The organism is Nocardioides sp., from assembly GCF_035703625.1.
GTDB lineage: Bacteria > Actinomycetota > Actinomycetes > Propionibacteriales > Nocardioidaceae > Nocardioides.
Genome location: NZ_DASSXS010000083.1, coordinates 1 through 14,770, shown reverse-complemented (window position 1 = coordinate 14,770; position 14,770 = coordinate 1). Strand labels below are relative to the sequence as shown.

At 71.9% G+C, this 14,770-nt stretch carries 18 protein-coding genes; 8 read left to right on the top strand and 10 right to left on the bottom strand.

Annotated features, from left to right (window positions below):
• Both VFN12_RS04270 and VFN12_RS04265 read right to left on the bottom strand, forming a co-directional pair.
• On the bottom strand, window positions 1-1,139 hold a 1,139-nt coding region (locus VFN12_RS04270; protein WP_325117353.1), incomplete at its 3' end, for a class I SAM-dependent RNA methyltransferase.
• A 53-nt stretch (window positions 1,140-1,192) separates the two neighbouring features.
• A complete protein-coding gene (locus VFN12_RS04265; protein ID WP_325117351.1) occupies window positions 1,193-3,238 on the bottom strand; it encodes an APC family permease in 2,046 nt (681 codons plus the stop codon).
• 71 nt (window positions 3,239-3,309) lie between these two features.
• Here VFN12_RS04265 and VFN12_RS04260 point away from each other — a divergent pair, with 71 nt between their 5' ends.
• Together VFN12_RS04260 and VFN12_RS04255 are read left to right on the top strand one after the other, a co-directional pair.
• A complete protein-coding gene (locus VFN12_RS04260) occupies window positions 3,310-3,960 on the top strand; it encodes a potassium channel family protein (RefSeq protein ID WP_414690008.1) in 651 nt (216 codons plus the stop codon).
• Between the two features lies 1 nt (window position 3,961).
• Window positions 3,962-4,633 (top strand): TrkA family potassium uptake protein, encoded by a 672-nt coding sequence (locus VFN12_RS04255; protein ID WP_325117349.1) that lies wholly within the window; start codon window positions 3,962-3,964, stop codon window positions 4,631-4,633.
• Window positions 4,634-4,746: 113 nt separating this feature from the next.
• Here the strand turns inward: VFN12_RS04255 and VFN12_RS04250 are convergent, their stop codons facing one another.
• From VFN12_RS04250 to dut, 4 genes are all read right to left on the bottom strand, one after another.
• Window positions 4,747-5,559, bottom strand: coding sequence for a DUF3159 domain-containing protein (locus VFN12_RS04250; protein ID WP_325117348.1), 813 nt, complete (start codon window positions 5,557-5,559; stop codon window positions 4,747-4,749).
• Entirely contained in the window at window positions 5,556-5,861 is a 306-nt protein-coding gene (locus VFN12_RS04245; protein ID WP_325117355.1) for an OB-fold nucleic acid binding domain-containing protein, read from the bottom strand. Before VFN12_RS04245 ends, VFN12_RS04250 begins: the two co-directional genes overlap by 4 nt.
• A gap of 66 nt (window positions 5,862-5,927) precedes the next feature.
• The gene (locus tag VFN12_RS04240) at window positions 5,928-6,560 is read right to left on the bottom strand and encodes a DUF3710 domain-containing protein (protein WP_325117347.1); all 633 of its coding nucleotides are present in this window, start codon (window positions 6,558-6,560) and stop codon (window positions 5,928-5,930) included.
• Window positions 6,557-7,033 (bottom strand): dUTP diphosphatase, encoded by a 477-nt coding sequence (dut, locus tag VFN12_RS04235; protein WP_325117354.1) that lies wholly within the window; start codon window positions 7,031-7,033, stop codon window positions 6,557-6,559. Before dut ends, VFN12_RS04240 begins: the two co-directional genes overlap by 4 nt.
• 48 nt (window positions 7,034-7,081) lie before the next feature.
• Here dut and VFN12_RS04230 point away from each other — a divergent pair, with 48 nt between their 5' ends.
• Both VFN12_RS04230 and VFN12_RS04225 read left to right on the top strand, forming a co-directional pair.
• A complete protein-coding gene (locus VFN12_RS04230) occupies window positions 7,082-7,540 on the top strand; it encodes a DUF3093 domain-containing protein (RefSeq protein ID WP_325117346.1) in 459 nt (152 codons plus the stop codon).
• Between the two features lie 9 nt (window positions 7,541-7,549).
• Window positions 7,550-7,867 carry a DUF4235 domain-containing protein gene (locus tag VFN12_RS04225; RefSeq protein WP_325117345.1) on the top strand — a complete coding sequence of 106 codons (318 nt, stop codon included), beginning with the start codon at window positions 7,550-7,552 and terminating at the stop codon, window positions 7,865-7,867.
• A 65-nt stretch (window positions 7,868-7,932) separates the two neighbouring features.
• Here the strand turns inward: VFN12_RS04225 and VFN12_RS04220 are convergent, their stop codons facing one another.
• The 3 genes from VFN12_RS04220 to VFN12_RS04210 form a co-directional block, all read right to left on the bottom strand.
• Window positions 7,933-8,220 carry a DUF4193 domain-containing protein gene (locus VFN12_RS04220; protein WP_325117344.1) on the bottom strand — a complete coding sequence of 96 codons (288 nt, stop codon included), beginning with the start codon at window positions 8,218-8,220 and terminating at the stop codon, window positions 7,933-7,935.
• Window positions 8,221-8,356: 136 nt separating this feature from the next.
• Entirely contained in the window at window positions 8,357-9,196 is an 840-nt protein-coding gene (locus VFN12_RS04215) for an inositol monophosphatase family protein (RefSeq protein WP_325117343.1), read from the bottom strand.
• Complete coding sequence (locus VFN12_RS04210) at window positions 9,193-10,281, bottom strand: ferrochelatase (RefSeq protein WP_325117342.1); 1,089 nt, start codon at window positions 10,279-10,281, stop codon at window positions 9,193-9,195. Before VFN12_RS04210 ends, VFN12_RS04215 begins: the two co-directional genes overlap by 4 nt.
• 69 nt (window positions 10,282-10,350) lie before the next feature.
• Here VFN12_RS04210 and VFN12_RS04205 point away from each other — a divergent pair, with 69 nt between their 5' ends.
• Together VFN12_RS04205 and VFN12_RS04200 are read left to right on the top strand one after the other, a co-directional pair.
• Complete coding sequence (locus tag VFN12_RS04205; RefSeq protein WP_325117341.1) at window positions 10,351-11,553, top strand: MFS transporter; 1,203 nt, start codon at window positions 10,351-10,353, stop codon at window positions 11,551-11,553.
• 10 nt (window positions 11,554-11,563) lie between these two features.
• On the top strand, window positions 11,564-12,865 hold the full coding sequence (locus VFN12_RS04200) for a D-arabinono-1,4-lactone oxidase (protein WP_325117340.1): 1,302 nt from the start codon (window positions 11,564-11,566) through the stop codon (window positions 12,863-12,865).
• 9 nt (window positions 12,866-12,874) lie between these two features.
• On the opposite strand, the gene VFN12_RS04195 is transcribed toward VFN12_RS04200, so the two are convergent.
• Entirely contained in the window at window positions 12,875-13,507 is a 633-nt protein-coding gene (locus VFN12_RS04195; RefSeq protein WP_325117339.1) for a trimeric intracellular cation channel family protein, read from the bottom strand.
• A gap of 107 nt (window positions 13,508-13,614) precedes the next feature.
• Between VFN12_RS04195 and sepH the strand changes: the two genes are divergently transcribed.
• On the top strand, window positions 13,615-14,607 hold the full coding sequence (sepH, locus tag VFN12_RS04190; RefSeq protein WP_325117337.1) for a septation protein SepH: 993 nt from the start codon (window positions 13,615-13,617) through the stop codon (window positions 14,605-14,607).
• 90 nt (window positions 14,608-14,697) lie between these two features.
• A partial coding sequence (locus tag VFN12_RS17570; RefSeq protein ID WP_414690007.1) for an SDR family oxidoreductase occupies window positions 14,698-14,770 on the top strand: 73 nt, incomplete at its 3' end.

Below are 14,770 nucleotides of genomic sequence, written 5' to 3'. Positions count from 1 at the left end.
GTCATCGGGAAGAGATCGAACGCGCGCAGCCGCTCCAGCCGGTAGCCGTGGCCGACGAAGGTCTCGACGTCCCGGGCGAGCGCGGCCGGGTCGCAGGCGACGTACGCGACGGCACGGGGAGACCGCGCCACGATCTGCTCCACCACCTCACGCCGGGCACCCTCGCGCGGCGGGTCGAGCACCACCAGGTCCCACGGCTCGCCGTACGCGGACGCGAGGACCGTGTCCACCCGGCCCCAGGTCACCTCCACCGGGGTCGTCGGGTCGTCGGTCCCCTCGAGGCCGAGGTTGATCCGCGCGTGCCGGCAGGCCGCCTCGTCCCCCTCGACCGCGACCACCTCGCCGCTCCGGCCGACCGCGTCGAGCAGGAACCGGGCGAACAGGCCGACGCCCGCGTAGAGGTCGAGCGCCCGCTCTCCGGGCCGTGGGGCGAGGAGCTCGAGGACGGTCTCGACCAGGACCTTCGGGGCCCCCGGGTGGACCTGCCAGAAGCCGTCGGCCGGCACGGCGAAGGAGTGCGATCCCCACCCGGTCTCGACGGCCTCGACCGCCCAGGCCGAGGACTCCAGGTCGCTCGGCTGCCGGGCGTCGGGGAGGGCGATCAGGCAGTCGTCGACCGGCACCACCTCGTGCGACCGGTGCTTGCGCATTCCACGCCGCCCGTCCGGAGCGGTGGCGTAGCGCACCCGGGTCCTCCAGCGCAGGCCGTCCTGGTCACCCGGCACGGGCTCGACCTCGAGCCCGGCGACGACCGGATGGTCAGGGGCCAGCCGGCCGAGCCGGACCAGCTGCTCCCGCACAACCTCGGTCTTCAGCGCGCGCTGCGCCGGCATGGCCACGTGCTGGAAGTCGCACCCGCCGCACAGACCCGGCCCCGCGACCGGGCAGGGCGGCGCGACGCGGTCCGGGGAGGGCGACTCGATCGCGACGGCGTCGCCGCGCCAGTACCGGTCCTGGTCGGTGCCCTCGGTGATCTCCACGACGACGCGCTCGCCCGGCAGGGCATGGCGGACGAACACCACCCGGGTCGGGGGTCGCGACGTTCCGGGCGGCGCGGCCGGCGGCTCGACCGGGATCCGGGCCACGCAGTGACCACCGTGGGCGACGGGCCCGACGTCGACCGTGTGCCGCTCCCCCACCCGGGACCGGCCGGCGGGCCGCCGCGGCCGGGGACGTCGTCGGCGAGGAGGGCTCACCGCTGGATCTGCCGGCCGCGACCGCGGTCGGAGACGTTGCCGCGACGCAGGTCCCCCGGATGCACACGGGTGCTCTCGCGCTCGTTTCGTTCGCGGGCGATCTCCGAGGACCGCAGCTGGTAGGGCACCGACGTCACCATCACACCGGGGGTGAAGAGCAGCCGGCCCTTGAGCCGCAGCGCCGTCTGGTTGTGGAGGAGCTGCTCCCACCAGCGCCCGACGACGTACTCCGGGATGTAGACGGCCACCACCCCGCGGGGGTTGGCCCGCCTGATCTCGAGCGCGTACTCCACGATCGGCCGGACCACCTCGCGGTAGGGCGAGTGCAGCACCTTCAGCGGCACGCCCAGGTTGCGGTCGTCCCACTCGGTGAGCAGCCGGCTCGTGCGCTGCGGGTCCTCCGCGACGTAGACCCCCTCCAGCACGTTGGGCCGCGAGGCCTTCGCGAAGGCCAGCGCCCGCAGGGTCGGCTTGTGCAGCTTCGAGACCAGCACGACGGCGTGGACCCGCGTGGGCAGGATCTTGTCCTCCTCGTCGGCGGCCAGCTCGAGCGCGACGTTGTGGTAATGCCGGCTGATCCCTTTCATGATGAGGAAGAACGACGCCATCGCGAGGATCGCGATCCAGGCGCCGGCAAAGAACTTGGTGATCAGCACGATCACCAGCACCACGGCCGTGAACGTCAGCCCGATCGCGTTGATCGCCCGGGACTGCTGCATCCGGCGTCGGCGGGCCGGATCCTTCTCGGTGCGCAGGTGCCGGGTCCAGTGTCGGATCATGCCGAGCTGGCTGAGGTTGAACGACACGAAGACCCCGACGATGTAGAGCTGGATCAGCCGGGTGACCTCGGCGTCGAACGCGAGGATCAGCGCGATCGCCATGACGGCGAGGAAGACGATGCCGTTGCTGAACGCCAGGCGGTCACCTCGCGAGCCCAGGGCCCTGGGCGCGAAGCCGTCCTCAGCGAGGATCGAGCCGAGGACGGGAAAGCCGTTGAAGGCGGTGTTGGCTGCGAGCACCAGGATCACGCCGGTCACGGTGACGACGAGGTAGAAGCCGGGCGGGAAGTCGCGGAACACGGCCTCGGCGATCTGCGCGATCACGGTGTCCTGGTCGTAGCCCTCCGGGACCGGCTGGCCGTTGCGGGTCAGCCGCTCCAGATGGTGGGGGTCGACGTAGCGCAGGCCCATCTGCTTGGCGAGCACGATGACGCTCATCATCATGGCGATCGCGATCATCCCCAACAACAGCAGCGTCGTCGCGGCGTTGCGGCTCTTGGGGCGCCGGAACGCCGGCACCCCGTTGGAGATCGCCTCCACACCGGTGAGCGCGGCGCACCCCGACGAGAACGCCCGCGCCAGCAGGAACATCAGCGCAACGGTGGTGAGCTGGCCCTCGTAGCCGGGGGCCGGCTCGATGTCGAGGGCCGCGCTCTTGACCTCCGGCAGGGTGCCGTTGAGGAGGCGCAGCATCCCGTAGCCGCACATCCCCCCCATCGCGACGATGAAGGCGTAGGTCGGGAACGCGAAGAATGTGCCCGACTCCCGGATCCCGCGCAGGTTCATCGCCATCAGGCAGAGCACCGCGATGCTCGCGACCATCGCCTCGTGCCCGTGGAGGAACGGCAGCGCGGAGGCGGCGTACTGCGCCCCCGACGAGATGGAGACCGCGACCGTGAGCACGTAGTCGACCAGCAGGGCGCTGGCCACGGTGATGCCGGCGTTGCGGCCCAGGTTGACCGTCGCCACCTCGTAGTCGCCGCCCCCGCTGGGGTAGGCGTGCACGTTCTGCCGGTACGACGCCACGACGGCTGCCATCACCAGGGCTACCGCAATGCCGATCTTCCACGACCAGATGTAGGCCGAGGCGCCGGCGAAGGACAGCATGATGAAGATCTCGTCGGGCGCGTAGGCCACGGACGAGAGCGCGTCGCTCGCGAACACCGGGAGGGCGATCCGCTTGGGCAGCAGGGTTTCGCCGAGCTGGGAGCTGCGCAGCGGTCGTCCGAGCAGGATGCGCTTGGAAACGTCGCCGACACCCACGAGCGAACAGGTTAGACCGTCGCGCCCGCCTGACGTGGCTGGGATACGGTTTCACTGTGCATGTCGTCATCATGGGTTGCGGCCGGGTGGGTTCGACGCTGGCTCGAAGCCTCGAGGAGCGCAACCACACCGTCTCGGTGATCGACAGCGAACCCGACGCCTTCCGCCGGCTCGGGCCCGAGTTCAACGGCGACAAGGTCACCGGCTTCGGGTTCGACCAGGCGGTGCTGGAGAAGGCCGGCATCCGCCGCGCCGAGGCCTTCGCGGCGGTCTCCAGCGGCGACAACTCCAACATCATCGCCGCCCGGGTCGCGCGCGAGACCTTCGGCATCGAGCAGGTCGTGGCCCGCATCTACGACCCCGGCCGAGCCGAGGTCTACCAGCGGCTCGGCATCACCACCGTGGCCACCGTCAAGTGGACCGCCGACCAGGTCCTGAGGCGACTGTTGCCGGCCGGAGCCGAGCCCGACTTCCGTGACCCCTCCGGCACGATCCGGGTCGACCACGTCCCGGTACCCGAGGTGTGGATCGGGCAGCGCACGATCCACTTCCAGGAGCAGACCAACAGCCGGATCGCCTGGATCGACCGGCTCGGCGAGGGGATGCTGCCCACCCGCGACACCATCATCCAGGAGGGCGACCTGGTCCACCTCGTGATGCGCGAGGAGAACGCCGGCCACGCCTACGCGGTCATCGACAAGGGACCCGAGGGAGACCACTGACATGAGGGTCGCCATTGCCGGCGCCGGAGCCGTCGGACGCTCGATCGCGCGCGAGCTGATCACCAACGGCCACCAGGTCCTGCTCATCGACAAGTCGGCGAGCGCCATGAAGCCCGAGCGCGTGCCCGACGCCGAGTGGCTGCTGGCCGACGCCTGTGAGCTGTCGTCGCTGGAGGAGGCCCGGCTCGACCGGTGCGACGTGGTGATCGCCGCGACCGGCGACGACAAGGTCAACCTGGTGACCTCCCTGCTGGCCAAGACCGAGTTCGGCGTGCCACGGACGGTCGGCCGGGTCAACCACCCCAACAACGAGTGGCTGTTCACCGAGGCCTGGGGCGTCGACGTCAACGTGTCGACCCCGCGGATCATGTCGGCGCTGGTGGAGGAGGCCGTGACGGTCGGTGACCTGGTCCGGTTGTTCACCTTCCGCCAGGGCAACGCCAACCTCGTCGAGCTGACGCTGCCGGAGGACTCGCCGTACGTCGGGAAGCCCACCGGGCTGATCCCCTTCCCCGACAACTGCGCCCTGGTGACGATCCTGCGCGACGGCCAGGTCTACACGCCCGACGCCGACCAGCCGATCGAGTCCGGTGACGAGCTGCTCTTCGTCGCGGCCGCCGACGTCGAGGACGATCTCGAGCGACTGCTCGCGCCCCAGGCGCACGGCGGCTGATCGCGACCGCGTGAGCGGGCGCGATGATGGTGGTCGAGCGAGCGGCGCGACTGAGGGACGAAGTCGCGACCCGCGTGTCGAGACCTGTGACCCGCCCGAAACTTTCGGGCGGGTCAGCGCGATTCGCGGTCAGGCGCGTCGTCGCCGCCGAGCACCGCGGCAGGCTCGCCCTGCACCGGAGTCCGGTTCCGGGCGAGCAGCCACACCATGAGGGCCAGGGCGGCCAGCTGGACGGGCCAGCCCATGACGATCTTGGCCACGCCCAGGACGGCGATGGCGGCGTCCGCCTCGATCGCTCCCGACTTCGCACCGAGCCACACGGGAGCCTGGACGGCCACCCGCAGGATGCACGGCGCCACCAGCACCCAGGTGAGCAGGGAGCACAGCTTCACCACCTGGCGGTCACGGTGCCACGCCGTGGGGTCGCCGGTGACGCTGCCGACCATGAACCCCATCAGCGGCCAGCCGATCAGGCAGGTGAAGGCGAGGATGATCGAGTAGCCGGTGTTGTAGAGGATGCCCGGCAGGAAGTAGGCCAGGGCCTGGTCGCTCTCGCTGCCGCCCGAGCGGGCCGAGATCGTGACGAACAGCCACCCGATCCCGATGCCGAAGATGGCGTTGAGCACGAACTGGACCGAGGAGCGCTGGACGACCCTCACGACGAGGAGCGCGATCGCGACGGCGAGGCTGGCCACCAACGCCGTCCGGAGCTCGCGCGTGGTCAACCAGGTGACCGTGAACAGCAGCGTGGGCACCGCCGCCTCGATCATGCCGCGGCGTCCACCCAGCGCCTTCGACAGCTGGGACCGCACCACGGCCTCGACGGTGTCGACGGAGGCACCGCCGATCGACCCGGGCTCGTGCTCGACCGCATCCTCACGGTCACCCGCCGGCTCACGCCCGTCGCGGTCTCGCGCTTCGCTCACGGGATGAGCTCGTAGCGCGGGTTGTACATGATGCGGCCGCCCTCGGTGGCGCCGATCCTGCCTTCGACCTGGATCGCCCGGCCAGGCGAGATGCCCGCGATCTGCCGTCGGCCGAGCCACACCACGATGAGCACACCCGAGCCGTCGGTCAGCTCCGCCTCGAGTGCCGGTACGCCGCCGCGTGGACGGAGCGTGACCGTGCGCAGGGTGCCGCGCAGCCGCACCCGCTCGCGGTCAGGCGCGTCGGCGATCCTGGTGCTGCCGACGTCGGCGTAGGTGCGCCGCAGCTCGCGCTCGTGCATCTCGGTGCTGTTCGCCCACTTGCTGATGCTCCGCCGCAGGCGACTCTTGCCCGTCACTGCCACAGTCTACGACTCGCCGGGCGTCGTGCGCCGGGCTGAATCCGGCAGCACGACCGGGAGTGGGTCGCCGACCGGCATGGCGTGGTCACCGCGGCGGATCACCACCCTGGTGAGGGACTCCTCCCACTCCGCGGCGCTCTCCGGGTCCGTGGCCGGACGGCCCAGGAAGGTGCCGCGCAGCATCCAGCGCGGCCCGTTGATGCCGATGATCCGCGACGCCTGGCTGGCCGCCCGTCCCTCCGGAGTCTGCACCGACAGCTCGCACACGAGCTCGGTGCCGAAGCGTCCCTCGCGCTCGGTGGCCGTCCCACCCCGGCGAGCCAGGTCGGCGGCGAGCTGGGGGCGCACCTCGGTCCACAGGTCGCCGTTGCGCGGGGCCGCGAAGGCGCGCAGCTCGAGTGCGCCGTCGGCCCCGGCGAGCAGGACCGCCTGCACGGCCTGCGAGCTCTCGTCGACCTGGAGCCGCAGCTCACGGCCCTCCTCCGGAGCGATCAACAGGGAGCCGAGGTCCACCCGCTGCACGTCGTCGTCGGGAAGGTCGTCGATGTCGAACGGACCGTCGACGACCGCGGGCTCGTCCGCGTCCACGGGCTCCGCGACTGCGGGCTCGGTCTTCTCGGACCTGCGGCGGAACTTCACTGCGTCTCCTCTGTCGGGGTCTCGCCAGCGGCGAATCCTCCAGTAGAACCGTAGCCCCCGGCCCCACGTGCCGACTCGGGGAGTTCCTCGACCGCCACGAAGCGGGCATGCTCGAACCGCTGCACCACGAGCTGGGCGATCCGGTCACCGCGCCGCAGCTTGATCGGCTGCTCGCGATCGTGGTTGATCAGCAGCACCTTGATCTCTCCCCGGTAGCCGGAGTCGATGGTGCCGGGGGTGTTGACGATCGAGAGCCCGTGCCGGGCCGCGAGCCCCGACCGGGGATGCACCAGGGCCACGTGACCGGCCGGGAGGGCGATGGCGACCCCGGTGGGCACCAGGACCCGCTCCCCCGGGCCGAGCACCACGTCCTCGGCCGTCACCAGGTCTGCCCCGGCGTCGCCGGGATGGGCGTAGCCGGGAAGCGGCAGGTCCGGGTCGAGGCGGCGGACGGCGATCTCGACGTCTGGCACTGGGTCGGGTACGCGGTCGGGCACGGCCGGACCATACCCTTGACCCCCGTGGAGTACGACGAGCGGCTCAGCGTCCCCCTGCGGTGGTGGGTCCAGGGGACGATGCTGGTCGCCAGCCTGTGGCTGGCGATGATCGTGGCCCTGCCCGCCCTGGCGGCCTGGGCGATCTCGGCGGTCGCGATGGCCGGCCTGGCCCTCGGCCTGCTCGCGTACGGCGCCGCACGGGTGACCGTGGAGGGGGGATTCCTGCGGGCCGGCCGGGCCCGGATCGCCGGGTTCCACCTCGGGACCTCGCGTGCCCTGGACGCGGAGGCGACCCGGCGGATCTCCGGTGTCGAGGCCGACGCGCGCGCCTACCTGCTGCTCCGGCCCTACCTGAAGCGGGCCGTCCAGGTGGAGATCACCGACCCGGCCGACCCGGCGCCGTACTGGCTGATCAGCACCCGTCACCCCGACGCCCTGGCGCGAGCACTGGCGGAACTGACTGAATCGACGGCCGCTGGGTAAGGTCCGGGCATGGCATCGTCATCGAAGGTCTGGTCGGTCTTCTCCCTCGTCGCCGCGGTCGCGGCGGCGGCGGTCGCGAAGAAGGGTCTCAACACCTCCTGGAGGGCCGCCACCGGCAAGAACCCGCCGGCCAACCCCGCGGACCCCGACGTCGACCTCTGGGAGGCCGTCGCGTGGGCCGCGGTGAGCGGGACGTTCGTGGGCATCGCCCGGATGCTGGCCAGCCGCAAGGCCGCTGACTACTACACGAAGTCGACCGGGCACCTGCCGCCGGACCTCGTCCGGGACGACCAGGACGCCGACAGCGCGCCCGCGCCCCAGAGCTGAGCGGGCACGGCGGGGCACGCCCGGTTCATCTCACCCAAACGCGCAGGTTCCTCACGCGCTGCTGCTCAGGCGCAGTCCTTGCAGATCAGCTTCTTCTCGTCCGCGAGCTGCGAGCGGTGGTGGACCAGGAAGCAGCTCATGCAGGTGAACTCGTCGCTCTGCTTGGGCTTGACCTCGACCGCGAGCTCCTCGTGTGAGAGGTCGGCACCGGGAAGCTCGAAGGACTCGGCCGCTTCGGTCTCGTCCTCGTCGACCTTTCCGGAGTTCTTGTCGTGCCGACGAGCCTTCAGCTCCTCGATGCTCTCCTCGGACTCTTCCTCGGTCTTGCGCGGGGCGTCGTAATCGGTTGCCATCAGTCCTCAACTCCCCTCACGCATCTGCGCCGGTCGTAGCTAGCTCCACAGGTCCGGCGCCAGATTGTGCACCATGCCGGTGCCATGGTGCACATCGGTTACCGAATGTGTCCCGAGAACACGCGAGGTTGAGGCGCTATTCCCCCGAAATGGCGAGAAACCCGGCCTGTTCCACGACTTTGCGAAAGTCCTCGAAGCCGTGCGCCGGCGCGCAGACGAGCAGCTCCTGGCCGCCGGCGCCCGGGGCCAGCTCACTGCGGGCCCCGGCACCTTCGGCAATGAGGACCCCGGCGGCGAAGTCCCAGAGGTTGACGCCCTCCTCGACGTAGCCGTCGAGCAGGCCCTCCGCGACGTGGCACAGGTCGAGGGCGCACGACCCCAGCCGCCGGATGTCGCGCACCCGGGGCAGCAGCCGCGAGACGGCGTCGGCCTGGATCGCCCGGATCCCGGCCTCGTAGCTGAAGCCCGTCCCGATCAGTCGTTGCGCGAGGGGCGCCGGCGAGCGGACCGAGATCGGCCGGCCGTCGCGATCGGCCGTCACCGTCACCTGTCCGTCCGGGCCGGTCTCCCGACGACCGACGTACGCCGTGTCGCGGGCGACGTCGAGCACCACGCCGGCCACCACCACCCCGTCGCGCTCCGCCGCGACCGAGACGGCGTACTGGGGGATGCCGTAGAGGAAGTTGACGGTCCCGTCGATGGGGTCGACGATCCAGCGCACACCGGTGGCCCCCGGCTCGTCGTCGCCCTCCTCGCCCACGATGCCGTCGTCGGGGCGGGCGTCGGCGAGCAGCGAGCGGATCAGCACCTCGACCTCGCGGTCGGTCTCGGTGACGATGTCGGTCTGGCTGGTCTTGGTGGCCGCCACCGTCACCCCCTCGTCGCGCCGCTGCCGGATCAGCCGTCCGGCCGCGCGGGCGACCTCGAGCGCCAGCTCGGCCAGGCGGAGGTCCGAACCGGGGTCGTCCCCGCTCATTCCTCGACGCCGCCGAGAGCGGGCAGCTCCTCGCGCGGGTTCGGGCAGCACCCGACGCCGCAGAGGTCCCACCACGCCTGCAGGCTGCCGACCGCGCGGCGGCGTGGCTTCTCGCCCCGCTCCGTGGCCGCTCGCTCGACGAGCAGGTCGCGGACCACGGCCACGAACCGCGGGTCGATGCCGGGCGTTGCCGCCCGCACGGCGGGGAGGTCGAGCTTGGCCGCCGTGGCGAGCGCCTCGGTGTCGAGGTCGTAGACGACCTCCATGTGATCGGAGACGAAGCCGACCGGGATCAGCACGACGCCGGTGGCGTCCTTGCGGGCGAGCGCCTCGAGATGGTCGTTGACGTCGGGCTCGAGCCAGGGGACATGGGGCGGACCCGACCGGGAGCAGAAGACCAGGTCGTGCGGGTTGCGCCGTCCGGTCTCCTGACGCACCCGGTCGACGACCGCGGCGACGACGCTGCGGTGCTGGTTCACGTAGGCGCTGCCCTGGCGCCCGCTGGCCTCGTTCATCGACTCAGGGATCGAGTGGGTCACGAAGCTCAGGTGGGCGCCGTCACGGACCGACTCCGGCAGGTCGGCCAGCGCGGCCAGGGTCGCGTCGACGACCGGCTCCACGAAGCCGGGGTGGTTGAAGTACTGCCGCAGCCGGTCCAGCCGTGGGGCACCGGGGACCTCGGCGGCGGCCGCGGCGAGGTTCTCGCGGTACTGCCGACAGCTGGAGTACGACGAGTAGGCGCTCGTGACGAAGCAGGCGGCGCGGGTGATGCCGTCCTGGGCCATCTCGCGGACCGCATCGGCGAGGAACGGCTGCCAGTTCCGGTTGCCCCAGTAGACCGGCAGGTCGATCCCGGCTCCCGACAGGTCCTCGCGCACGGCGGCCAGCAGCTCGCGGTTCTGGTCGTTGATCGGAGACCTGCCACCGAACAGGTGGTAGTGCTCACCGACCTCCTCGAGCCTCTCGCGCGGGATGTCGCGTCCCCGTGTGACGTTCTCCAGGAACGGGAGCACGTCGTCGGGCCCCTCCGGACCGCCGAACGACACGAGCAGGACGGCGTCGTACGGCGTGACGTCGAGGACCATGCGTCCCATCGTAGAGACGGACGTCTGGATTGGTCCGTCTTCGCGGGCCGGTCCTAGTCTCGGATCGAGATGTTGACGTCCTACCGCCGGATCCTGGGGCTTCCCGGCACGCTGCTGTTCAGCGCGACCGGGATGGTGGCGCGGATGCCCATGGCCATGGCCAGCCTCGGGATCGTGCTGCTGGTCTCGGCGGCGACCGGGTCCTACGGCCTGGCGGGCTCGGTGTCGGCGGCCTACCTCGTCGCCAACGGCGCGTTCGCGATCGCCCAGGGTCGGCTCCTCGACCGGCACGGGCAGGCGCGGGTGCTGCCGGTCGCCACGGCCGTCTTCGGCTCTGCCCTGGCGCTGCTGATGTGGTCGGTGCAGGCCGAGTGGCCGATGGGGATCTCCTACGTGGCGGCCGCGATCAGCGGCGCGGCGTTCCCCGCGGTGGGCTCCTGCGTGCGGGCCCGGTGGTCCCACGTGCTCCGCTCCCCCGACGAGCTGCAGACCGCCTTCGCGCTGGAGGCGGTCGTCGACGAGTCGGTGTTCATGCTGGGGCCGATCCTGGTCACCGTGCTGGCCACCGCCTGGCACCCCGTGGCCGGCCTGACCGCCGCCCTGCTCACGGGCGTCGTGGGCACCCTGTTCTTCGCCGCGCAGCGCGCGACCGCACCGCCGGCCCACCCCCGGCAGGAGACCACCGGACGGCGCCCGGGGATGCCGTGGGCGACGGTCGTGCCGCTGGCGCTGGTGAGCGCCGCGCTCGGCACCCTCTTCGGCGCGGCCGAGGTGACGACCGTGGCGTTCGCGGAGGAGCTGGGCAGCAAGGGGTACGCCGGCCCGCTGCTCGCGCTGTGGGCGCTCGGCAGCCTGATCGCGGGCCTGGTCACGGGGGCGGTCCACTGGCGACGCGGCCCCGACCACCGGGTGCGCTGGGGGTCGCTGGGGATGATGACCGCGATGCTGCCGCTCGGGTTGATCGGCTCGGTCCCGGTGATGGGGGCCGCCCTGTTCGTCGCCGGCTTCGCCATCGCACCCACCCTGATCGCCACCATGTCGCTCACCGAGAAGACGGTCCCGCACGCGCGGCTGACCGAGGGCATGGCGATCATCCACACCGGCATCGTGGCCGGGGTCGCGCCGGGCGCGACCCTGGCCGGCGTGGTGATCGACACCTACGGAGCGTCCCCGGCCTACCTCGTCGCCGCCGGCGCCGGGCTGGTCTCGGCCCTGGCGGCCCAGGCGATCCCGCGCTCGCGGTTCCCCGAGCCGGTGGAGTCCCTGACCTAGGCTCGACCTCGTGCGGTGGCGGAACTGGTCGGGACTGGAGTCGTCGTACCCCGACGTGATCGTCCACCCCGGTGACACCGGGTCCGTGGTCGCCGCCGTTGACCGGGCGCGGACCGACGGGACCACGCTCAAGATGGTCGGCACCGGCCACAGCTTCACGGCCATCGGAACGCCCGGGCACACCATGCTGCGTCCGGACCGGCTCAGCGGGATCGTCGCCGTCGACCGGCACGCGATGACGGTGACGGCCCTGGCCGGCACGCCGCTGCACGTGCTCAACACCGCGCTCGAGCGGCTCGGCCTGTCGCTGCACAACATGGGCGACATCGCCGACCAGACGCTGGCAGGGGCGATCTCCACCGGCACCCACGGGACGGGCGGGGTCGCGGCCGGGCTGTCCGCGCAGGTGGCCGGCCTGGAGCTGGTGACCGGCACCGGCGACGTCCTGACCGCAACGCCCGAGGGCAACGCCGAGGTGCTGGACCTCGCCCGGGTCGGCCTCGGGGCGCTCGGCGTGCTGACCACGATCACCTTCCGGGTCGAGCCACTGTTCCTGCTCGAGGCGCACGAGCAGCCGATGACCTGGGACGGAGCGCTCGCCTCGTTCGACGAGCTGGCCTCGGCCAACCATCACTTCGACATGTACTGGTTCCCGCACACCGACCGGGTGCTTGCCAAGCAGAACAACCGTCTCGACGCGCCGCTCGACGAGGCCGAGCCCCTGGCACGGACGCGAGCCTGGTTCGACGACGAGCTCCTGGCCAACCGCGTGTTCGGCCTCCTGTGCGCCGGGTCGAACCGGGCGCCGGGCGTCATCCCCCGGATGAACCGGATGACCAGCCGGCTGCTCACCGAGCGCCAGTACTCCGACGTGGCCCACCGCGTCTTCACCTCACCGCGCCGGGTGGTCTTCAAGGAGATGGAGTACGCCGTCCCGCGTGCCGCCGGGCTCGACGCGCTCCGCGAGGCCCGGCGTGCCATCGAGGCGTCGGACTGGCGGATCAGCTTCCCGGTCGAGGTCCGGGTCGCGCCCGCCGACGACGTACCCCTGTCGACGGCCTGCCAGCGCGACACCGTCTACCTGGCGTTCCACACCCACCGCGACGCCGAGCACACCGGGTACTTCGCCGCGATGGAGCGGATCATGCGCGCGCACGACGGCCGGCCGCACTGGGGCAAGCTCCACTCCCTGGGCGCATCCGAGCTCGCCGAGACCTACCCCCGGTTCGGAGAGTTCCTCGCCCTGCGTGACCGGCTCGACCCCGACCGGGTGTTCGCCAACGACCACCTGCGTCGGCTGCTGGGCGACTGACGCACTCGGTCAGACGCTGGCCGACCCGGTGGGGATCGGTGCCCGCCAGTGCCGCCAGATGGCCAGCAGCCGCCAGGACAGGCACACGCCGCCGCCGAGGGCGGCGACGAGTCCCACCGGGAATCCCAGGTTCTCGCCGGCGACCGTGATCGCGGCGCCGGCGAGGGCGGGGGTGGCGTACAGCACGCCCCGGAAGACCGCCGGCACCCGGCCCGCGAGCACGTCACGGGCCATCCCGCCGCCGATGCCGGTGACCATGCCCATCAGGGCGGCGGGCACCGGACCGAGGCCGTACTCCAGCGCCTTGAGCGCGCCGGTGACGCAGAACAGCGCGAGCCCGAAGGCGTCGAGGACGTTGACCTGCCGCTCCATCCGGCCCAGGGCGGGGTGGAAGTAGAACGTCAGCACGCCTGCCACGACCGGCACCATCAGGTAGCGCCAGTCGGCGAGCGCTGCCGGCGGGGTGGCGCCGATCAGCACGTCGCGCAGGAATCCCCCGCCGAGGCCGGTCACGCCGGCCAGCACCAGGACGCCGAAGACGTCGAGGCCCTTGCGGACGGCGACCACGGCCCCGGATATCGCGAAGACGAAGATGCCGGCGAGCTCGAGCACGACGAAGGTCACGGACGGGTCGGTCGACACGGGTCGCGAGGTTACCGGGGCGCGCCGCAGGCGAAGACGCTGCGCGACACGCCCGCTGGCGTAGGCTCAGCCCACCGGAACGATGACTGGCAGGAGCACGACCACCGATGGCGCACCTCACGCTCGCGGGCTTGAGTGATGACGGCAAGCGACTGCTCCTCGTCAGCGACAAAGGGGTGGAGTTCACCCTCGACATCGACGCTCGGCTCCGGGCCGCCCTCCGCGGCGAGCACGCCCGCCTCGGCCACTTGGAGATTCGAATGGACAGCGCACTGCGACCCCGCGACATCCAGGCTCGCATCCGGGCCGGGGAAACGCCCGAGGCCGTCGCCCAGGCCGCCCAGACCACGGTGGACCGGATCATGGCGTTCGCCGCCCCGGTCCTCGCCGAGCGGCAGCACGTCGCGGAGCGCGCCCAGCGCTCGTCGGTGCGGCGCAAGCCAGGTGAGTCCGCCTCCGGGGCGAGGACCCTCGGCGACGCGGTCGCGGGCCACCTTCGCTCGCTGAACGTCGACCCCGAGACCGTCACGTGGGACGCCCGGCGGCGTGAGGACGGACGCTGGACCCTCACCGGCGACTACACCGCGGAGAAGCGCCAGAGGTCGGCAGCCTTCATCTACGACCCCCCGGGCAACTACGTGACGCTCGAGAACGAGGACGCCCGCTGGCTGATCGGCGAGCAGGTCGCCGCGGCCCGGCCGCCCCGTGACGACCTGAAGCGGGCCCGCGGACGCCGGCTGTCCGCCGTACCCCACGAGGAGCTGCCGCTCGGCGCCACCGGGCAGGGTCCGACGACGTTGGGCGACGACGCCATCGAGATGGTCAACGAGGAGAGCGCCAGCCTGGGCGCCGAGCAGCCCCTCGAGGCCTACCTGGACGACGAGCGCCCCACCCGGGAGACCCCGGCCGTGGAGGACTCGCCGGCGGAACCGGCCGCCGAGGAGCGGCCCGAGCCCCAGTCCGAGCCTCAGTCCGAGCCCCAGCCCGCGCCGGAGCCGGCCGCGGAGGAGCGGCCCGCCCGGAGGCAGGCGAAGCGGAAGGGGCGTGCCTCGGTCCCGAGCTGGGACGAGATCATGTTCGGCGGCGGCAAGAACGACTGAGCCCAGGGTTCGCCGCGGCGCGGGAGCCGCCCGCCAACCGCGGATCGGTCGACCCTGCCGCCGGCCGCTACCGAGCGGTAGTCTCCGGCCATGTCGTACTTCGTCACCGGCGCGACCGGGTTCATCGGCCGGCATCTCGTCCCCGAGCTCCTCGACCACCGCG

What these genes read in the sequence shown, in the direction of transcription:
- VFN12_RS04260 (WP_414690008.1), top strand. Translation starts at nt 3,310, where the DNA reads ATGGGTTGCGGCCGGGTGGGTTCGACGCTGGCTCGAAGCCTCGAGGAG.
- VFN12_RS04255 (WP_325117349.1), top strand. Translation starts at nt 3,962, where the DNA reads ATGAGGGTCGCCATTGCCGGCGCCGGAGCCGTCGGACGCTCGATCGCG.
- VFN12_RS04245 (WP_325117355.1), bottom strand. Translation starts at nt 5,861, where the DNA reads ATGCACGAGCGCGAGCTGCGGCGCACCTACGCCGACGTCGGCAGCACC.
- VFN12_RS04225 (WP_325117345.1), top strand. Translation starts at nt 7,550, where the DNA reads ATGGCATCGTCATCGAAGGTCTGGTCGGTCTTCTCCCTCGTCGCCGCG.
- VFN12_RS04220 (WP_325117344.1), bottom strand. Translation starts at nt 8,220, where the DNA reads ATGGCAACCGATTACGACGCCCCGCGCAAGACCGAGGAAGAGTCCGAG.
- VFN12_RS04215 (WP_325117343.1), bottom strand. Translation starts at nt 9,196, where the DNA reads ATGAGCGGGGACGACCCCGGTTCGGACCTCCGCCTGGCCGAGCTGGCG.
- VFN12_RS04210 (WP_325117342.1), bottom strand. Translation starts at nt 10,281, where the DNA reads ATGGTCCTCGACGTCACGCCGTACGACGCCGTCCTGCTCGTGTCGTTC.
- VFN12_RS04205 (WP_325117341.1), top strand. Translation starts at nt 10,351, where the DNA reads ATGTTGACGTCCTACCGCCGGATCCTGGGGCTTCCCGGCACGCTGCTG.
- sepH (WP_325117337.1), top strand. Translation starts at nt 13,615, where the DNA reads ATGGCGCACCTCACGCTCGCGGGCTTGAGTGATGACGGCAAGCGACTG.